23 protein-coding genes and 1 pseudogene are annotated in these 18239 nt (G+C 66.9%); 16 read left to right on the top strand and 8 right to left on the bottom strand.

What is annotated here, in order from left to right:
• Positions 1 to 70 precede the first annotated feature (70 nt).
• The 6 genes from GA0070613_RS27690 to GA0070613_RS27670 all read left to right on the top strand — a co-directional run bounded on the left by GA0070613_RS27690 (position 71) and on the right by GA0070613_RS27670 (position 4326).
• On the top strand, positions 71 to 811 hold the full coding sequence (locus GA0070613_RS27690; protein WP_157746555.1) for a hypothetical protein: 741 nt from the start codon (positions 71 to 73) through the stop codon (positions 809 to 811).
• Between the two features lie 75 nt (positions 812 to 886).
• Complete coding sequence (locus GA0070613_RS32425; RefSeq protein WP_157746554.1) at positions 887 to 1033, top strand: hypothetical protein; 147 nt, start codon at positions 887 to 889, stop codon at positions 1031 to 1033.
• Positions 1030 to 1776: a CHAP domain-containing protein gene (locus tag GA0070613_RS27685; protein ID WP_089014960.1), complete on the top strand. Its 747-nt coding sequence runs from the start codon at positions 1030 to 1032 to the stop codon at positions 1774 to 1776. Before GA0070613_RS32425 ends, GA0070613_RS27685 begins: the two co-directional genes overlap by 4 nt.
• A gap of 625 nt (positions 1777 to 2401) precedes the next feature.
• On the top strand, positions 2402 to 2788 hold the full coding sequence (locus GA0070613_RS27680; RefSeq protein WP_089014959.1) for a CoA transferase: 387 nt from the start codon (positions 2402 to 2404) through the stop codon (positions 2786 to 2788).
• Positions 2785 to 3546 (top strand): enoyl-CoA hydratase/isomerase family protein, encoded by a 762-nt coding sequence (locus GA0070613_RS27675; RefSeq protein ID WP_089014958.1) that lies wholly within the window; start codon positions 2785 to 2787, stop codon positions 3544 to 3546. The genes GA0070613_RS27680 and GA0070613_RS27675 overlap by 4 nt, the downstream gene beginning before the upstream one ends.
• 45 nt (positions 3547 to 3591) lie before the next feature.
• The gene (locus GA0070613_RS27670) at positions 3592 to 4326 is read left to right on the top strand and encodes a bile acid:sodium symporter family protein (RefSeq protein ID WP_231929519.1); all 735 of its coding nucleotides are present in this window, start codon (positions 3592 to 3594) and stop codon (positions 4324 to 4326) included.
• Between the two features lie 203 nt (positions 4327 to 4529).
• On the opposite strand, the gene GA0070613_RS34565 is transcribed toward GA0070613_RS27670, so the two are convergent.
• The 4 genes from GA0070613_RS34565 to GA0070613_RS33150 form a co-directional block, all read right to left on the bottom strand.
• Positions 4530 to 4835, bottom strand: coding sequence for a hypothetical protein (locus GA0070613_RS34565; RefSeq protein WP_408630966.1), 306 nt, complete (start codon positions 4833 to 4835; stop codon positions 4530 to 4532).
• Complete coding sequence (locus GA0070613_RS27665; protein WP_089014956.1) at positions 4795 to 5907, bottom strand: ABC-2 transporter permease; 1113 nt, start codon at positions 5905 to 5907, stop codon at positions 4795 to 4797. Before GA0070613_RS27665 ends, GA0070613_RS34565 begins: the two co-directional genes overlap by 41 nt.
• A gap of 171 nt (positions 5908 to 6078) precedes the next feature.
• On the bottom strand, positions 6079 to 6546 hold the full coding sequence (locus tag GA0070613_RS33155; protein WP_197699000.1) for an alpha/beta fold hydrolase: 468 nt from the start codon (positions 6544 to 6546) through the stop codon (positions 6079 to 6081).
• Positions 6480 to 6893, bottom strand: a complete 414-nt coding sequence (locus tag GA0070613_RS33150; protein ID WP_197698999.1) for an alpha/beta fold hydrolase — start codon at positions 6891 to 6893, stop codon at positions 6480 to 6482. Before GA0070613_RS33150 ends, GA0070613_RS33155 begins: the two co-directional genes overlap by 67 nt.
• 574 nt (positions 6894 to 7467) lie before the next feature.
• On the opposite strand from GA0070613_RS33150, the gene GA0070613_RS27655 reads away from it, so the two are divergent.
• The 5 genes and pseudogenes from GA0070613_RS27655 to GA0070613_RS27635 all read left to right on the top strand — a co-directional run bounded on the left by GA0070613_RS27655 (position 7468) and on the right by GA0070613_RS27635 (position 11917).
• On the top strand, positions 7468 to 8163 hold the full coding sequence (locus tag GA0070613_RS27655; RefSeq protein ID WP_089014955.1) for an SDR family oxidoreductase: 696 nt from the start codon (positions 7468 to 7470) through the stop codon (positions 8161 to 8163).
• A 15-nt stretch (positions 8164 to 8178) separates the two neighbouring features.
• Entirely contained in the window at positions 8179 to 9024 is an 846-nt protein-coding gene (locus GA0070613_RS27650) for an enoyl-CoA hydratase/isomerase family protein (RefSeq protein ID WP_089014954.1), read from the top strand.
• A gap of 147 nt (positions 9025 to 9171) precedes the next feature.
• Positions 9172 to 9612, top strand: coding sequence for a winged helix-turn-helix transcriptional regulator (locus tag GA0070613_RS27645; RefSeq protein WP_089014953.1), 441 nt, complete (start codon positions 9172 to 9174; stop codon positions 9610 to 9612).
• 233 nt (positions 9613 to 9845) lie between these two features.
• Positions 9846 to 10475 carry a cysteine hydrolase gene (locus GA0070613_RS27640; RefSeq protein WP_089014952.1) on the top strand — a complete coding sequence of 210 codons (630 nt, stop codon included), beginning with the start codon at positions 9846 to 9848 and terminating at the stop codon, positions 10473 to 10475.
• Positions 10476 to 10713: 238 nt separating this feature from the next.
• Positions 10714 to 11917: pseudogene (locus tag GA0070613_RS27635) on the top strand (IS3 family transposase).
• Between the two features lie 59 nt (positions 11918 to 11976).
• On the opposite strand, the gene GA0070613_RS27630 reads toward GA0070613_RS27635, so the two are convergent.
• The 4 genes from GA0070613_RS27630 to GA0070613_RS27615 all read right to left on the bottom strand — a co-directional run bounded on the left by GA0070613_RS27630 (position 11977) and on the right by GA0070613_RS27615 (position 14259).
• A complete protein-coding gene (locus GA0070613_RS27630; protein ID WP_089014951.1) occupies positions 11977 to 12432 on the bottom strand; it encodes a VOC family protein in 456 nt (151 codons plus the stop codon).
• A gap of 128 nt (positions 12433 to 12560) precedes the next feature.
• The gene (locus GA0070613_RS27625) at positions 12561 to 12749 is read right to left on the bottom strand and encodes a hypothetical protein (RefSeq protein WP_089014950.1); all 189 of its coding nucleotides are present in this window, start codon (positions 12747 to 12749) and stop codon (positions 12561 to 12563) included.
• 138 nt (positions 12750 to 12887) lie between these two features.
• On the bottom strand, positions 12888 to 13085 hold the full coding sequence (locus GA0070613_RS33805; RefSeq protein WP_089014949.1) for a hypothetical protein: 198 nt from the start codon (positions 13083 to 13085) through the stop codon (positions 12888 to 12890).
• A 358-nt stretch (positions 13086 to 13443) separates the two neighbouring features.
• Positions 13444 to 14259 carry an alpha/beta fold hydrolase gene (locus GA0070613_RS27615; protein ID WP_231929517.1) on the bottom strand — a complete coding sequence of 272 codons (816 nt, stop codon included), beginning with the start codon at positions 14257 to 14259 and terminating at the stop codon, positions 13444 to 13446.
• 474 nt (positions 14260 to 14733) lie between these two features.
• Between GA0070613_RS27615 and GA0070613_RS32420 the strand changes: the two genes are divergently transcribed.
• The 5 genes from GA0070613_RS32420 (at position 14734) to GA0070613_RS27595 (ending at position 18156) form a co-directional block, all read left to right on the top strand.
• Positions 14734 to 14871 (top strand): hypothetical protein, encoded by a 138-nt coding sequence (locus GA0070613_RS32420; RefSeq protein ID WP_157746552.1) that lies wholly within the window; start codon positions 14734 to 14736, stop codon positions 14869 to 14871.
• 586 nt (positions 14872 to 15457) lie between these two features.
• Entirely contained in the window at positions 15458 to 15778 is a 321-nt protein-coding gene (locus GA0070613_RS27610; RefSeq protein ID WP_089014947.1) for a transposase, read from the top strand.
• A gap of 20 nt (positions 15779 to 15798) precedes the next feature.
• Positions 15799 to 16566, top strand: a complete 768-nt coding sequence (locus GA0070613_RS33800) for an IS3 family transposase (RefSeq protein WP_089014946.1) — start codon at positions 15799 to 15801, stop codon at positions 16564 to 16566.
• Positions 16512 to 17840 carry an IS30 family transposase gene (locus tag GA0070613_RS27600; RefSeq protein ID WP_456299193.1) on the top strand — a complete coding sequence of 443 codons (1329 nt, stop codon included), beginning with the start codon at positions 16512 to 16514 and terminating at the stop codon, positions 17838 to 17840. Before GA0070613_RS33800 ends, GA0070613_RS27600 begins: the two co-directional genes overlap by 55 nt.
• On the top strand, positions 17821 to 18156 hold the full coding sequence (locus GA0070613_RS27595) for an integrase core domain-containing protein (RefSeq protein WP_089014944.1): 336 nt from the start codon (positions 17821 to 17823) through the stop codon (positions 18154 to 18156). Before GA0070613_RS27600 ends, GA0070613_RS27595 begins: the two co-directional genes overlap by 20 nt.
• Positions 18157 to 18239 lie beyond the last annotated feature (83 nt).

Genomic DNA, 18239 nt, shown 5'->3' with positions numbered 1-18239 from the left:
CCCAGCGGTTCCGGACCACTTGTCGGATCTACGACCCGGGTCACTGAGTGACACGGCCTACTGGTGCGACATGTCGCGTCACGCAGACGATGAGGATCGTCGGCTCGCCGATAAACGGCGGCGGTCTGAAGTGGGGGCCATCATGGTCATCGCAATGCGACGTGGGATCGTCTTCGCGGCCCTCGGGGCGTTAGCCCTGCTGACCGGGGCCCCATCGGCGATTGCCGCGCAGTCGGCGACCGACGACCTCAATCCGCCCCCGCCGACTTTCCTCACCTGCACGATTGTCGGCGAGGGCACGATCTGCTCGGGGACCCGCGAGCGCGTCGAGGAACCCGTCGACACGGGGATCGTCTGCGGCGACGGCGCCGAGGCGTTCCACATCTTCGACCAGGGCGTGGAACACCAGCGCCTGACGATTTGGTACGACGGCGAAGGCAACATCGAGCGAGTCCTCAACCACGAGCGCTGGACGAGCGCCTCATGGAGCAACCCGCTCACCCGAGCCGCGGTGCCGTACACGCAATCGAACATCATCACGACAGATTTCGCCGTGGCGGGCGACTTCAACTCGGCCACCGAGACGACAGTGGGCGAGCTCATCTTTACCGACCCGCAGACGGGCCGGAAGGTGCTCCGTACCGTTGGGCGGTCCGTGCTCGACCCCGAAGACGGCAGGGTTCTCTTCCTCGCCGGCAAGCAGCCGTTCTTCAGTGGAGAGCCGTCCCTGTTCGAAGGGCTGTGCGCGGCGGTGGCCTCACAGCAAAACGATAAGCAGCGCAGACGCCAGCCACGCCGTCTGATGCAGTGACGCTGGTTGCGTTGTCGGTTAACCAAGATCCTTCATCCACAAGTATTGACAATTGCGCCATCGGAGGTGGACCCCATGTCAGAGCGTGAGTCCGAGCTGCTTGATGAGCTGGCCGAATTGAAGGAGCAGCGGGGCACCGACAGCGACGTACAACCCGAAGACGGGGACCAGAGTGCGGCAGCGGTTGACGTGCCCCCAGACAAGGAGGACGACGAGTCATGAGCTCAGCGGACAAGATCATTGCGATCGCGGATGGAGAGCGTGGCTATCACGAGGGCCCGAACAACCTCACCAAGTATGGCAAGTGGTACGCGTCCGGCTTCGAGAACGTGCGCTGGTGCGACATGTTCGTGTCGTGGTGCGCGGACCAGGCGGGCCTGTCCAAGATTGTGGGGCGCTTTGCCTTCACGCCCAGTCACGCCAACTGGTTCAAGGGAAAGAACCAGTGGGGGTCGCGGCCACGGCGCGGCGCAATCGCTTTCTTCCAGTTGCCGGGCGGACCTGATCGGATCAACCATGTCGGCATCGTGATCCGGACGTTGCCAGACGGCGGTATCGTCACGATCGAGGGCAACGTCAGCGACCGTGTGGACCGGGTGGTACGACGCTCACACATCGTCGGATATGGCTATCCCGCGTACCCGGGGGTGGGAAGAACTCCGTCGGAGGTGCCGCCGTTCCCCCTGCCGAAAGGCTGGTATTACGGACCTGCGACGGCCGGCCCGCACGCGGTGACTGGGCAGCAAGGGCCCAAGGCCTACCGCGACGGACTGCGGGCCTGGCAGCAGCGCATGCATGTGCGCGGCTGGCACATCGGCACCGATGGTCTTTACAACGACCGCACGGCCAAGGTGTGCAAGCAGTTCCAGGAGCAAAAGGGCCTGCTGGTTGACGGCAAGGCCGACGGCAAGATTGGCCAGGTAACCTGGAGCGCTGCGTGGACTACACCCGTTACCTCGGAGTGAGTGGCCACCGTTCGGGCCAACGACACGTGCCGGGGTTTGGGGCGGTCTGGAAGAGCATCGAGTTCCTCCACCGCTGCAGAATTCCGGCGCCTGGGGCTGATGCAGGCGCAGAAGGTCAATGGTCGAAGCTGCTCGGTCGCTGGTCATCAGCGGAGGGCACAGTGGCTGGTAACGGCAAAACCGTCCAACGGGGTGACAATGTGTAACCGGAGTTCCGGCGAAGGCCTGCAGGTGCTTGCTGCAGGCCGCCGCGGAGAGACCACGGCGTACGTCACCTTCCGGACGTCCATTGGCGGGCGGGCAGTCCACACCTAGTCTGCAAGAGGCCGACGGGCGGCCCGCAGCATCACCCCAGCGAGCCCGGGTACCGAGGGTCGGTTGGGTTGGCTCGTAGCCAACCGGTTGCGTAGCGCCCGGAGACCAGGTGGGGACCACACGGCGTGCGCGATGGGTGGCCGCATGCCGTCGACTACACGTCCTGATCTTGGGAATAGCGTGCGTGACGTGCGTGGACGTGTGGCGGATAGTTCTGGGGGTCAAGGGGTCGTCGGTTCGAATCCGGCCGTCCCGGCAGACAAAAGGCCCTGACCAGCATACACGCTGGTCAGGGCTTTGACTTTCTTCTATGTTTGCCGATCCGATGTCCCGTCTGGCCAACCGCCCGTCGCTGACGGAGGAACTGCAGAAGAAGTTCCTGGAGCACACCACCGAGCAGTGGATGGACATCCTCCTGCCACACGGCATTCCCGCCGGACCCGTGTACGACATCGGTCAGGTCTACTCCGACCCCCGGGTCCGGGCCAGGCGGATGCTCGTCGAGGTCGAACACCCCACGGCAGGGCCGGTCAAGCACATCGGAGTGCCCGTCAAGTTCTCCCACACTCCGGCAGCCATTCACCGTCCTGCCCCGCTGCTGGGCGAGCACACCACCAACGTACTGACCGAGGCGGGCTTCAGCCCGTCCGAGATCGAGGCCCTGCTGGCCGCCGGCGTGGCCAAGGAGGAGAAGTGAGCGCAGTCCAGCTGCGGCACCACACCCCGCACGTCGTGGTGATCACACTGAGCAACCCGCCCGTCAACACCCTCTCCTGGGAGAGCCGGGCGCACCTGAAGACGGCCATCGACCGGCTGGAGGACCAAGAGGTTCGTGCGGTCGTCCTCACCGGGGCCGCAGGTGTGTTCACCGCCGGCGCGGACCTGGTCCAGGACCAGCGGATGAGCCGGACCGAACTGCCGGACTTCGTGGCGGACTTCGAGCGGATCGTCGACGGCCTGGAGAGGTTCCGTGCTCCGGTGATCGCCGCGGTCAACGGGCCGGCCGTCGGCGGCGGGTTCGAGCTGGCCCTGGCCTGCGACATCCGCGTCGCGTCGAGCGAGGCGTCCTTCGTCGCGGCCGGGGTCAACGTGCGCCTCATGGCGAACTTCTGGCGCCTGGCCAGGATCGTGGGACTCGGGCCGGCCAAGGAGATCCTCCTCGCCGGCGAACGCTACGGAGCCGAGCGGGCCGCGGCGTGGGGACTGGTAACCGAGGTGTGCGCACCCGAGGCGCTCATGCACGTCGCGCTGGCGGAGGCGGAGCGGATCGCGACTTGCGCCCCCCTGTCGGTGGAGGCCACCAAGCGCTGCGTGAACGACGCCCTGGAGATGAGCCGGGACGAGGCGCACCGGCGGCAGGTCGACGAACTGTCCGAGTTGTTCCTGAAGGACGACCACAAGGAGGCACTGCGTGCCTTCTTCGCCAAGTCGGTCGGCGAATACCACCAGCACTGATCCCCAGGAGAAGATGTTGCACAGCTCTGTCTTGACCACTTGGTGTTGCCGTTCGCCCTGGCGGTCATCATGCTCGGCCTGGGACTGGCCCTCACCTTCGCGGACTTCGCCCGCGTGATGAGGGTGCCGCGTGCAGTGGGCACCGCACTGGCCTGCCAACTGGTGTTGATGCCCGCGCTCTGCCTGGCGCTGCTCGCGCTGACCGGCGCGGACACCGACACCGCGGTCGGGATGCTGCTCCTGGCCGCATCGCCCGGCGGAACGCTCGCGGCCGTCTACAGCCATTTCGCCCGCGGTGACATCGGGTTGAACATCACCCTCACCGCGGTCAACTCGCTGGTCGCCGTGGTCACGCTGCCGCTCGTCATGTGGGGCGTGACCCGCCACTACGTCGGTCACGCCCACAACATCGGACTGCAACCGCACGGTGTCGTCACGCTGATCGTCACCGTCGTGCTGCCGGTCGCCCTAGGCATCACGCTGCGGCGCCTTCGCCCGGGCCTTGCGCAGACTCTCAGGCGCGCCGTACGGATCGTCGCGCTTATCGTGTTGGCGGTGGTGACCGTCGGTGCGATCCTGCACAACGCCGACCAGCTGGGCCGCTCCTTCGGCTCCATCCTTCCGCTCACGGCGGCGTTCAGCGTCCTGAACCTGGTCATCGGCTACTGGGTGCCCCGCCTCGCCCGCGTCGAGCGACCCCAGGCCGTCGCCTCGTCGATGGAGATCGGCATCCACAACGGTGCTCTCGCCGTCGCTATCGCCCTCAGCCCGCGTTGCTGAATATGCCGGCCGCCGCAGTGGCACCCGCCATCTACATCCCGGTCTCCCTCCTCACCGCGGCGATGGCAGTCCTCCTGCTCGCCCGGCAGACCCGCCCACTGCCCGTGATGGAATCGGTGAGCAGCGCCTGACGGTCGCATGAGGGCCGTGGAGGTGTGGTCATGCCACCCCCACGGCCCGCTGCCACATCAAAGCGAGCCTTTCTACCAGTTCGATCTCCGCTGCACGGCCGCGCACGCGGAAGAGTTCGTAAGCTCGTGCTCGACCATCCAGAAGAGCGCCGAGGCTAGGCGGCGTGAGGTCGGCGGGCCGGCGGGGAGGTGTCCCACCGGACGCTGCCGTTCGATGAATTCCGCCGCGACGGTAATGTTCTCTTGCATCAGGGACCGCCACTTGTCTCCGAACTCAGTTGAGACCAGGGCGGTTTCGAGGAAGGCGCGTATCGCTGGGCCGCGCTCGCGCCAGGCGTTACTCCATCCGGGCGCGACCGTGGCGGGCGCGCGCCGCACGGGACCGGGGGCGCCCGAGCACCGCGGTGGCGGCGAACAGCACGAGGATGCTGGCGACGGCCCAGATGCCGAGCTTGGCAGCCGGCCACTTGGCCGCATCGGGCGGGAAGTAGATCACCGACTTGATCAGATCAGAGCCCAGTCCTGGGATGTCCCACAGGTGGATGTCCCGGAAGAAGTTCGGCAGGAACTCGGGCGGGTATATGCCCCCGGATCCGGGGTTGCCCAGCACCACCAGCAACAGGATGATCAGCCCGGTGCCGAGTCGCGCGAGCCAGCCCTGCACGGCGGCCGCGAACATTGCGGCGGCGAAGGCCAACAGCGCCCCGGCGCCGAAGAGGCTGACGAAGCGACCGTCCCAGATCCCCAGGCCGGGTCCGGTGATGAGGGCGCCGGCGAGCCCGAGCAGGGCGGCGTGCAGCGCGTGGGCGCCGATCCGGATGGCCTCCCGGGACACGTTGCGTGGCACCGTGCCCACCGCCGCGCCGAGCGCGATGGCGCCGAAGTAGCCGCCGATCACCAGGCCGACGGTCAGGTAGAACGGCGCCACGCCACGTGGGTCGTCGGCGTCGACGGGCACGGCGTCGGTCACGGTGAGCGGGACCTGCGCGCGTTGGGCCGCCACGGTCAGAGTGTGTGCGATCACCCCGGTGGCGGCGGGTGCGGCGGCGCTCGCGGTGGTCAGGGTCAGTCCGGGCGCGCCGGTCCCGCTGGCGAGCACCGCGTAGATGTCGCGCCGGTACAGTGCCGCGTCGGCGGCGGCGCGGTCGGCGTACCCGACGGGTTTGAGCTGCCGGCCCTGCGCCCGCACGGCGGTGAGGAGGGTCTGCGCGGGCTGATCGGCCCGGACCACGCCGACCGGTACGTCCTTCGGCTGCGGATCGTGCAGGGCGCCGATGTAGGCGGCAATGAACCCGGCCCCGATGATCAGGGCGACGAGGAGCGACACCGCGCCGCCGATGATCGCACGGCGCAACACCACCTGGCGCGGCTCGCGGCGCGGGCGGACAGCAGCCTCGATCAGTTCCCACTCGGCGCCGTGCCGCTCCGGCTCCGGTCCAGATCTGCCCACTTCGCTAGCGTATGAGAAAAATGACTCGATCGTCCGACCATTGGCTCACGCGCTTTCGCGGTGATTGGGACAAGGCCGCGCGGGCCTAGTTCTTGGTCACACTCTCGAAGTGCCCGCGCGGCCGTCCCTATGTCACGGCCAGCCCACGATCAGCTGTCGCCGACTGAGTCGTCATCCACGGTCGCGGTCTGGGGCCAGGAACGTGGTCAGTGCCGCCAGCATCTCCTCGGGCGCCTCCTCGGCGACCCAGTGGCCGCAGTCGGGGATGACCAGGCTCTGCACGTTGTGCGCGACAGTGTTCATCGTTTCCCCAACCCCCTCGCCGACGCTAGCCGCTCCGCCGATCGCCAGGATCGGCATGGTCAGCAGGCCGGCCTTCTGGCGTTCCACGTTCTGCGCGAGCGTGGTGTCGAGCGCGCGGTAGAAGTTGAAGCTGCCGCGCAGGGCGTCGCGGTGGGCGGCGAGGGTGCGGATGTAGTACCTGACGGCGTAGTCGGGCAGTTTCTTTAGGGCGTTGATGTCGAACTCGAAGCCGAAATAGATGTCTTCCCGCCCTCTGACGAGCTGCTCGTTCACCTCGGCGAGCCGGTTGAAGCCGATGTGCCACACCCTGTCGTTGAGCCACTCGGGGCCGAGCACGGGCGGCGAGGTGCTGATGCCCGGGAGGGGGCTTCGGCGACGACCAGGCGGTTGACCCGCTCCGGGTGGTCGGCGGCCAGGGCGTAGGCGATCGGCATTCCGGTGTCGTGGCCGACCACGGCGAATCGCTGGTGGCCGAGTGCGTCCATCAGGGCGACCAGGTCGTTGGCGAGGGTGGCGGTGTCGTACCCGTCCTGGGGCTTGTCGGTCAGACCGATGCCGCGCTGGTCGACTGCGATGACGGTGAAGTCCTTGGCCAGTGTGGGCATCAGCAGGCGCCAGGCGTACCAGGTCTCGGGCCAGCCGTGCACCAGCAGCAGGGCCGGCCCGTCGCCGCCGATGACCACGTGCTGGCGCAGGCCATTGGCGTGGACGAACCGGCTGGTGAACGTCTTGGTGAACCCCGGCGGCAGGTGCGGCGCCTGCGCAACGGAACCTTCGACACTCCCGCCCGCTGACCAACCGCGGGGAGTGACTGCTTCCGCAGCTATAGCCGACTGGGCAGGGAACAGACCGAGCGATCCAGCGGTCGCTGCGCCATCGCGGCGGCAGAGGTGGAAAGAAACCTCCGCCGTGAGTGGGGCGGGAACATTTCAGACATGGAACCTTCCTTGGGTCTTGTTTGCGGCTAGGTGACGGAAATGCCTACTTCTGCCCCGGTCGGGGCCGAGCTTCCCCATGCACGGCAGGCTAGCTGGGTGCTCTTTTGAAAGCTAGTACGCGCCGCGCTGTCCAGAACACCAGGCACGGCTGGCGATCCAGCCGGACGCCATCCCGCAGGCCCGGCCGGCGGACTCGGGGTCCGCGCGTACGGCTTCGCTGAGCGTCCGACCCAACCCTGGCTTGCGTTCTAAAAGCCAGCTGCTAACATTGGCGTCGCGAAGGTCGGACGACCTCCAGTACTGAACGGGAGAAGAAGCAATGCAGATCCACGGCAAGGCCGCGTTGGTGACGGGCGCCAACCGGGGCATCGGTCGGGCGTTCGCCCGTGAGCTTGTCGCGCACGGCGCCACGGTCTACGCCGCGGCACGCCGCCCCGAACTGATCACCGACCCCGAGGTCGTGCCAATCCAGCTGGACGTCACGGACCCGGCCACCATCGCCACGGCGGTCGAGACGATCGGCGAACTCTCGATCCTGGTCAACAACGCGGGAACCGCCTTCGCGGGGTCGGTGCTCACCGCGTCACTGGACGACGCCCGGCGCGAGATGGAGGTCAACTACTTCGGCACCTGGGCTGTCACCCAGGCGTTCGCGCCGACACTGGCGCGCAACGGTGGCGGAGCCGTCATCAACATGCTGTCGGCCGCATCCTGGCTTGCTTTGGAGCCCGCAGCTGGTTATGCGGCGAGCAAGGCAGCGCAGTGGTCGCTGTCCAACGCGATGCGGCTGGCTCTGCGCGGACAGGGAACCCACGTTCTGGGCGTACATGTCGGGTACGTCGACACCGACCTGTCCGCCGGCGTCGACCAGCCCAAGATTAGCCCTGAGGAGGTCGCCCGGGCCGCGATCAAGGGACTCCTCTCCGGCGAGGAGGAAGTGCTCGTCGACGAATTCAGCCGCCAGATCAAGTCCGCACTGCCAAACGACATCGCCGCGTTGTACGCGGCCCGATGAAGGGCACCAAGACTCATGAGCGACACCCGCTACACGCACTTCGCGATCGAGGTCCGGACACCCGGCTACTGGCGTGTGACGTTCCAGCATCCTCCGATCAACACCATCACCGCGACCACGGTCGAGGAACTCGCCGACCTGGTCGACAAGATCGAGAGCGATCCGGATCTGAAGGTCGTGGTGTTCGATAGTGCGAACCCCGACTTCTACCTGGCCCACTACGACACCGAGGGTGACCCCGCAAAGACTGTGTCCATGGGGCCGGGGCCGACCGGCATGCACCCCTGGCTCGACCTCACCGCCCGGCTCAGCCGGGCCCCCGTGGTCAGCATCGCCGCGATCCGCGGGCGAGCCCGGGGCGCGGGCAGCGAGTTCGTCCTCGCCTGCGACCTGCGGTTCGCTTCACGGGAAAACACCGTTCTCGGACAACCCGAAGTCGGTATGGGATTGATTCCCGGGGGCGGGCCGATGGCCCGACTGTCCAGGCTGATGGGCCGCGGCCGGGCCCTGGAGGTCGTCCTCCTCGGCGACGACTTCGACGGCCCACGGGCCGAACAGTACGGCTATGTCAACCGCCTGTTCTCCGACGCCCAGCTCGACGGCGAGGTCGACGCGATCGCACGGCGGCTGGCCAGCTTCGAGCGCTACGCCATCGCCGGCATCAAACGCTACGTCGACGACGCGACACTCCCGGCCGACAGCGATCTCCCGCCCGGCCTCGCGGACTTCTTCCAGACCGCCGGCCGCCCCGAAACCATCGCCCGGTTGACCAAGCTCGTGAGCCTCGGCCTCAGCACAGACGGTGACCTGGAACGCCGGCTCGGCCAGCGCGTGACCGAGTCGGCGCCAGACCAGGCGTAACCGATCCAGCCAGGCCACCAGCCGGCGAAGCACGATCCAGCCTCGGTGTGGCCGCCATGACGGTTGCCACACCGAGGCTGGGTTGCATAACGAAACGCAAGCTAGACTGTCGGTGATCCCGTGGGCCAGCGACGTGAAGGAGGGACCATGCCCAAAGCCGTGCATGACGAGCCGACCTGCTCAATCGAACGCAGCCTACAGGTGCTGGGAGAGCGCTGGACGCTGCTGATCATCCGCGAGATCTACACCGGAAAGCACCGCTTCGCCGAAATCCAGTCATCGCTGGGCATCGCGTCAAACCTGCTCAGCACCCGGCTGAAGACACTGGTCGAGGCGGGAGTCCTCCGCAAGCGGACGTACCAGGCGCCGGGAAGCCGGCACCGGGACAGCTACCACATGACCCCTGCCGGCCAGGATCTACAGGTGATCCTCGCCGCGCTCCAGCAATGGGGTGACTGCTACTGCCCACGCCCCTCGGGCCCCTCTGCGCTGCGACGCCAACGGTCCACCGGACAGCCGGTCCACGTCGGCTTCATCGCCGACGACGACACTCACGAAATCGCCGCCTCGGACGTCAGCTTGCTCTAGGGAGCCGGCCGGCGTCCGGGCTACGAGCGGGCGCGCCAGATGGGTCGACTGACCCCCTCTCGTCCTCGAGGCAAGAGCAGAAGGCAACCCGGCATGCCGCCGACCGCTTAGCTGACGCTCAAGCTGCACCAGAAGCCGAAACAGCCGGTTGATCTGCACAACCCGCCTTTAGGGTGATTAAGCCCCCGGAGTCTGGATGAGCTGAGTCATCCAGATCTTCTTAAGGAGAGACCATGACTGAGACCTACGACCCCGGCCGCACGGCAGTTCTGCTCGTTGACCCCTACAACGACTTCATCTCTGAGGGCGGCCAGACCTGGCCGAAAGTGGAGCCCATCGCGAAGGAGGTGGGTCTGCTGGACAACCTGCGCGCCGTGATCGCCGCCGCCCGCGAGGCCGGCATACGGGTGGTGTTCGTCCCGCACCACCGCTGGCAGCCAGGCGACTACGAGACCTGGGACCACCTCGCCTCCGGCCAGCGCTACCAGAAACAGCACCACAACTTCGCCCGGGACTCCTGGGGTGGGGATTTCCACCCCGACTTCCAGCCGCAAACGGGTGACGTCGTCGCTCAGGAACACTGGGGGCAGAGCGGATTCGCCAACACCGACCTGGACTTCCTGCTCAAGCAGCACGGCATCACCCACGTAGCGGTCGTTGGCCTGCTGGCCGACACGTGCATCGAATCCACTGGCCGCTACGCCATGGAGCTCGGCTACCACGTGACGCTAGTCCGGGACGCCACCGCCGCCCTTAACCCCGAAAGGATGCACGCCGCACACGAACTGAACGGCCCCACCTACGCTCACGCCATCGTCACCACCAAACATCTCGTCACCGCGTTCAAAAACGCACAACCCTGATCCCGACCTGGCAACTGCCGAGCAGCCAGATGGCCGGGTCGTAAACCCGGTTGAACTTCGCGCAGCAAGGCTCAGTGCACGCCTCGCCAAGCACCCGCATGTTCGCCCACCTTTGGATGAGGCGTCCCGGGCGTACTCGAAAATCGACATGTGTGAGGCAGGCGGTAGGTGGTGGGCTTCCCCCTGAGATGTGGACACCCTGAGACTGGACGTTGGTCCAGAGGAAGGGGTGTCCCCGTTGGGACGTCCATCGAAGTACACGGAAGAGTTCCGGCGTGACGCGGTCGATCTGGTCCGCTCGTCGGGGCGGCCGATCAACCAGGTAGCCCGTGAGCTTGGGATGAGTCACGAGACGCTGCGGAACTGGGTCCGCGCCGCCGAACGCCAAACCCGGACGGGTCCGGGGCCTCGGGTGGGGGCGGGCTGTCGGTGGCGGACAAGGACGCCGAGATCGCCCGCCTGCGCCGCGAAGTCGCGGAGTTGCGGCAGGAGAAGGAGATCCTGCGTAAGGCAGCCGCCTATTTCGCGAAGGAGATGGATCGGTGACCAGCCGCTTCCGGTTCATCTCCACCCACCGCGCCGCCTTCGGCGTCAAGCGGCTGTGCCGGGTCCTGGCGGTGTCCCGCTCCGGGTTCTACCGGTGGAGCGCCAGCGAGGCGGCCCGGCAGGCTCGCGCCGCCGACGAGGACGCCCTCGCCGAGCAGATCGCCAGGGTGCACGCCGACTCTGGTGGCGCCTATGGGTCGCCTCGCGTGACCGTGGAGCTGCGCTGCCAGGGTGTGCGGGTCAACCGCAAGCGGGTCGAGCGGATCATGCGGCAGCGGGATGTCGTGGGCCGGCACCTGCGCCGCCGCAAGCGCACCACGATCCCGGACCCGGCCGCCCCGCCGGCGCCGGACCTGATCAGGCGGGACTTCACTGCCACCGCACCGGACCAGCGGTGGTGCGGCGACATCACCTACCTGCGCGTCGGGGCCGGTTGGTTGTATCTGGCCACGGTCATCGACATCGCGACCCGCCGCCTGATCGGCTGGTCGATCAACACCCACATGCGCACCAGCCTGGTCATCGACGCTCTCGACGCGGCGGTCGCCGCCCGCGGCGGCCGGGTCGACGACGTGATCTTCCACTCGGACAGGGGCGCCCAATACAGCAGCGGTGACTTCGCCGACGCCTGCCGCCGCCACGGTGTCCGCCGCTCCATGGGGCGGATCGGCTCGTCGTATGACAACGCTCTGGCCGAGGCGTTCTTCGCCACCTGCAAGCGTGAACTCGACGTTGACCGGCGCCGGTGGGCCACCGAGGCCGACGCCCGCCGCGACGTGTTCCGGTGGATCGCCTTCTACAACCACCGGCGCCGCCACTCCGCACTGGGCTACCTGAGCCCCGCGGACTACGAACAGACCCTCACACCGACTACGCTGCACCAGATCGCGGCATAACCCGGTGTCCACATCCCGGGGGGAACCTCAGTGGTGTAGCAACGACGCGGCTTGTAATGTCACGAACGGGCCTCGCGACCCGGCATGCGGGTGGTGACCTCCTGCAGCGTCCAGCCGTTTCCGTCCGGGTCCTGGAATGAGGCGTACGAGTTGTAGCTCTTACGTTCGGGGTCGGGGCCGGGTTGGCGCGCCTCGGGCCAGAAAGGGCTGCCGGGGCCGTGGTAGACCTCGGTGATGTCGACGCCCCGCTGGGCCAACTCCTCCCGTGTGGCCACGATGTCGGAGGTCACCAGCTCCAGGTGCCGCATCGACCCCGGTGCAGCGGCTATCGGCAGGCCTTTGCCGAACGCGATGGAGGTATGGCCGTCACCAGTCGGGGTCAGTTGCACGGCGCGGACGTCGTCGCCGACCTTGATGTCTGCGTCCAGTCGCCAGCCCAGGCGATCCCGGTAGAACTCCAGCGCCCTGTCGACGTCCGACACCGGGATCGTGACCACCTCAAGATTGACGTGCATCGTACCCACTCCTTTTCCGTTCTGGCTGCGACATCAGTTAGGATGCGCGGATAAAAAAGTCTTTACGGCGGTTTGGCCTCGACGTCGGGCTCCGGCCGCCTCGAAAATCCAAAGGATCTTATCGCAAGTTACAACAAGTCGTTGGCAATACCTTTCCTGCGAACCGGGACCCCGGAGCAAAGATCGGGTTTCGGCGTGAAGTTGAGCAGGCAGTGGAGATCCTTCGCCAGGGCGGTGGCGCACGAGTCCTGCTGGATGGCGCAGTCCTGAATCCGGCCACCGGAGAACGAGAATTCTGCGCCGTGCTGGTCCTTCATCAGGAGTTTCACAGTTCGTTTTACAGTCCCGGCGCTAGGACAGCCGGATAACGCCGGAGAGCCATGGCCTCCGTTGGGTTTCGGTTCGTGTTTCCCCTCGGGCACAAACTGTAGCGGTGCCCTGGATCTGGTCGGCGGTCAGAGGCACGGGTTGCGCACCATCCACTCATCATCGCTGCCAGCCGCCGCCGGCCGGCCGGGGCGAACGCTGGATTCGATCAGTACGACGTAATCCTCGGGTCGCATCTGGGCGGGCAACCGGCCGAACCGCTGCCTACGCTGAGCCGCGAATTCCTCGTCCGATAACCGCATCCCGGACTCACGCTCCTTAAGCATAATGCCCTCCTTTCCCGGGCCCCTTGCTGCCGCTCTCCTATTGTGCGCGCTCTTGCTATCGTGGCCACCATCTCGGCGGTCGGCACCGCGCGACCGCCGTATCATGCGCCGCTCCGCATCACACGGCGGCAGACCGCCGGCTCGCAGGTGGCAGCTGCGGCTCGACAGCGCGCGCTGCGGTGTTCTTCCTCCCGAGCGGATCGCAGACCCGCTCGCGCAAAGGCATTCCTCGAAAGATGCCGGTGAAGGCTGGATGGGACAGGGCCGCGCGAGCCCACTTCTTAATCACAATTGAAGAACCCGCGCGGCCGTCGCCCTGTCTCGGCCAGCTCACGATCAGCTCTCGCCGACCGAGTCGTTATCCACGGTCGCGGTACGGGGCGAGGAATGTGGTCAACGCGGCCAGCATTTCCTCGGGGGCCTCTTCGGCGACCCAGTGGCCGCAGTTGGGGATGACCACGGCCTGCACGTCGTGTGCGGCAGCCTTCATGGTGACCCCGGCCCCTTCACCGATGCTTGCCGCTCCGCCGATCGCCAGGACGGGCACGGCCAGTAGGCCGGCCTTCTGGCGTTCCACGTTCTGCGCAGTCGTGGTGTCGAATGCGCGGTAGAAGTTGAAGCTGCCGCGCAGGGCATCGCGATCGCGGGCAAGTCCGCGGATGTAGTACTTGACGGCGTCGTCGGGCAGTTTCTTCACGGCGTTGATGTCGAACTCGTACCCGAAGTAGATGTCTTCCCGCCCTCTGACGAGCTGCTCGTTCACCTCGGCGAGCCGGTTGAAGCCGATGTGCCACACCCTGTCGTTGAGCCACTCGGGGCCGAACACCGGCGGCGAGGTGCTGATGCCCGGGAGGGGAGCCTCGGCGACGACCAAGCGTTCGACCTTTTCCGGGTGATCGGCGGCCAGGGCGTAGGCGATCGGCATTCCGGTGTCGTGGCCGACCAGGGCGAACCGCTGATGGCCGAGTGCGTCCATCAGGGCGACCAGGTCGTTGGCGAGGGTGGCGGTGTCGTACCCGTCCTGGGGCTTGTCGGTCAGGCCAACGCCGCGCTGGTCAACGGCGATGACGGTGAAGTCCTTGGCCAGGGTGGGCATCAGCAGGCGCCAGGCATACCAGGTCTCGGGCCAGCCGTGCACCAACAGCAGCGGCGGCCCTTCGCCGCCGATGACCACGTGCTGACGCAGTCCATTGGCCTGGACGAACCGGCTGCTAAATGTCTTGGTGAACCCCGGCGGGAGATTCGGCGCCTCCGAGACGGAACCGGGGCCTTCCACACTCCCGACCGCTGACCCTCCGCGGTGGGATCCTGCTTCCGCTGCTGCAGCGGAGTGAGCAGCGAGCAGACCGAGGGATCCAACGGTCGCTACGGCTATCGCGGCGGACAAGGTGGAAAGAAATCGCCGCCGGGAGCGCGGCGAGGACATTCCAGACATGTAACCCTCCTTGAGTTTTCTTGCGTCCACGTGGCGGAAACGCGTGCTTCCGCCCGGGGGTTGGGATCCAGCCCCCGCATGCCAGGAGCATATCTGAGTTGACTTCCGAAAGCCAGCCACTGCCGCATCGTCTACGGAGCGAGGCCTTCCGTGACCTCGTTCAACTCACTGACGGGCCGTCGCCTCGCCCCACCGTGTCCTGGCGAGCAAGGCATGCATGGACGCTGTGCCGTCGGTCGGTACGACGCCCGCAACACCTGCAACTACACCTTCCGTCCCAACCGCCATCTCCCGATCCTGGCCGTGCAGGCCACCTTGCCCTGCGGCCTCGGACTACGCCTGCTGTCCTGAAACTGCCGGCCGAGATGCGCCTTGTCGGCATGGGCAAGGTCGACTTTGGCCAGTCGATCGTGTTGACGCGCGTGCCGAGGACCTCACTCGCGGGAGAGCGGTGGTCCGCCATGCTTCGCACCCGCCGCCCATGCCAAGACGGGTCTACCCGCCGATTGGGCGGAAGCTCAGCCTTGCACAATTAAAGCCAGAGCCGCTTGCTTGCCCGGGCCCCACCAGGGTGACCACCCGCCTTAATGGCGGTCACGTCTTCTGAGGCAGAGGAGAAAACTCCCGCCAACCTCGGGGCCCGGGGCCGCCGCGGTGGAGGGCGCCGCACTCGCGGCGCGGGCCCGCGACGTGGACGATCTTCGTACCTTGGCGACGTTGGCCAAGGTCGCTACGGTGGACGATGCCGTACGTCGCTGCGGCGACTTCTATCCTGACAAGGTGATCTCGCCGCGGGCCATGGGGTCATCCGCGAGCTCTTCGATTGAGTCGGTGACAGCGGCCCCAGCGATCCCCTCTGCGGACGCTGTTATCTGGGCGTGAGTTGCTGAACCGCCCCGGGGCTGGTAGAGACCTCTTTGCTTGAGAGGATCTGGCCATGCCGAGGCAGTACCCGAGAGACCTGCGGGAGCGGGCGGTGCGTCTGGTGCTGGAGCACCGCGGTGACTACGGCACCGAGTGGGAGGCGATCGGATCGATCGCGGCGAAGCTGGGAATCGGGTCGGCCGAGACGCTGCGTAAGTGGGTCCGTCAGGCGGAGGTCGACGCCGGGCAGCGCGCTGGGGTCACCAGCGACGAGTCCGCCGAGTTGCGCCGACTGAAGCGGGAGAACGCCGAACTGCGGCGGGCGAATGAGATCTTGAAGGCCGCGTCGGCTTTCTTTGCGGCCGAGCTCGACCGGCCACAGCATCTCTCGTAGCGTTCATCGACGCGCACAGGGTGCAGTTCGGCGGGGTCGAGCAGATCTGCCGTGTCCTGACTGGTCACGGCATGAAGATCGCCGCCAGCACCTACTACAAGGCCAAAGCCATGCCACCGTCGGCGCGGGCGGTGCGTGACAGCGAGATCCTCGCCGAGATCCGGCGGGTGCATCAGGCCAACTACGGCGTCTACGGGGCCCGCAAGATCTGGCGGGCGCTGCGGCGCGACGGCCACCAGGTGGCCCGTTGCACGGTTGAGCGGCTCATGCGGCAGGCCGGCCTGGCCGGCGTGGTGCGGGGCAAGAAGATCCGCACCACCATCGCCGACCCTGCCGGCGAACGGGCGCAGGACCTGGTGCAGCGAGACTTCACCGCACAGGCACCGAATCGGTGCTGGGTCGCAGACTTCACTCACGTGGCCACGTTCGCCGGGGTGGTCTACGTGGCGTTCGTCGTCGACGTCTACTCCAGGGTGATCGTGGGCTGGTCGGCGGCCACCACGAAGCACACCACCCTGGTCCTGGATGCCCTCGACATGAGCCTGTGGCGCCGTGACCGCGACGGCCGGCCCGTCGAGGCGGGACTGATCCACCACTCGGATGCCGGATCGCAGGGCGGATTCAACCGGTCGTCGCAACACCTCGTCGGAGAGGTGGAGCGATGGCTTATGGGCCGGGGCAGAAGCGGGTTCGGGAGTATCGGGGTCAGATTCCTTCGCCGGGGCGGCCGACGGTGGCGTGGCGTGAGGACAGGGTCAAGTTTTGGGCTGCGATCCGATCCGGTGTGATGACCGAGGACGCGGCCGCGGTGGCGGGTGTGTCGTCGCCGGTTGGGTTCCGGTGGTTCCGGCACGCTGGCGGCGTGAATCCTGCGTTGCCGCCGACGGTGTCAGGCCGCTATCTGTCGTTCAGCGAACGAGAGGACATCGCTCTGTCGCGAGCGCAAGGCATGGGCGTTCGTGAGATCGCACGCCAGCTTGGCCGAGACCCGTCGACGATCTCGCGGGAGTTGCGGCGCAACGCCTCGACCAGGACGTACCGGTTGGACTACAAGGCTTCGACCGCGCAGTGGCATGCGGAACGTCGAGCCCGCCGGCCGAAGACCGCGAAGCTGCTGGCCAATGAGCGGCTCCGAGAGTACGTCCAGCAAAGGCTTGCGGGTGCGATCCGGACAGCGGATGGCCGACTGGTCACCGGCCCGCAGGGCCCGCAGTGGAAGGGCCGGAACAAGCCCCACCGGGCCGATCGGGCATGGACAACCGGGTGGAGCCCGGAGCAGATCTCCCGCAGGCTCAGGGCCGAGTTCTCGGAGGATGAGTCCATGCGCATCAGCCATGAGGCGATCTACCAGGCGCTCTATGTCCAGAGCCGTGGTGCCCTCAAGCGCGAACTCGTCACCTGCTTGCGGACCGGTCGCGCGCTTCGGGTTCCCCGAGCCCGCGCGAAGCAACGCGCATGGGCGCACGTCACAAGCGACACGCTGATCAGTGAACGGCCCGCTGAAGTCGCGGACCGTGCCGTCCCCGGGCACTGGGAAGGGGATCTGATCATCGGGTTGCAGCGCTCCGCGATCGGGACACTGGTCGAGCGGACGACGAGGTTCACGATGCTAGTCCACCTGCCTCGTGAGGCCGGCTGGGGTGTGATCCCGCGGACGAAGAACGGTCCTGCTCTCGCCGGCTATGGGGCGATCACGATGAGCAAAGCCCTCGCCGAGACGATCACCCAACTGCCCGAGCAGCTGCGCCGGTCGCTGACGTGGGACCGCGGCAAGGAGTTGTCTGCGCACGCACGCTTCACGGTCGAAACCGGCGTCCCGGTGTTCTTCGCCGACCCCCACAGCCCCTGGCAACGCGGCACCAACGAGAACACCAACGGGCTGCTGCGGCAGTACTTCCCGAAAGGCACCGACCTATCCAGATGGAGCGCCGACGAGATCAACGCCGTCGCCCACGCCCTCAACAGCCGACCCCGGAAAACCCTCGACTGGAAGACTCCAGCCGAAGCCCTCGACGAACACCTACGATCGCTCCAACAACCCGGTGTTGCGACCACCGGTTGAATCCGCCCAGTACACGTCGTTCCGGTTCACCACTCACCTCGTCGACGCCGACATCGACGCGTCCATCGGCACCGTCGGCGATGCACTGGACAACGCGTTGATGGAATCCACGATCGGTCTCTACAAGACCGAACTGATCAAGCCCGGGCGGCCGTGGCGCAGCCTCGCCCAGGTCGAACTGGCCACCGCCGAATGGGTCGACTGGTACAACCACCACCGACTGCACTCCGCCCTGGACTACCTGCCGCCGAACGAGTACGAATCGATGTTCTACGCTCACCATCAACCCGACCAGCAAGCCCTGGTCACAGTCTGAGGACTCCACCAGACTCGGGGCGGTTCACGTCACCGCGTTCAAAGACACACAACAGTGATCCGCCAAGACCGCCGACCAGATCC

Source organism: Micromonospora inositola (genome assembly GCF_900090285.1).
In the GTDB taxonomy this organism is placed as follows: Bacteria; Actinomycetota; Actinomycetes; order Mycobacteriales; family Micromonosporaceae; genus Micromonospora; species Micromonospora inositola.
This window is presented reverse-complemented; position numbering and strand designations above follow the sequence as displayed.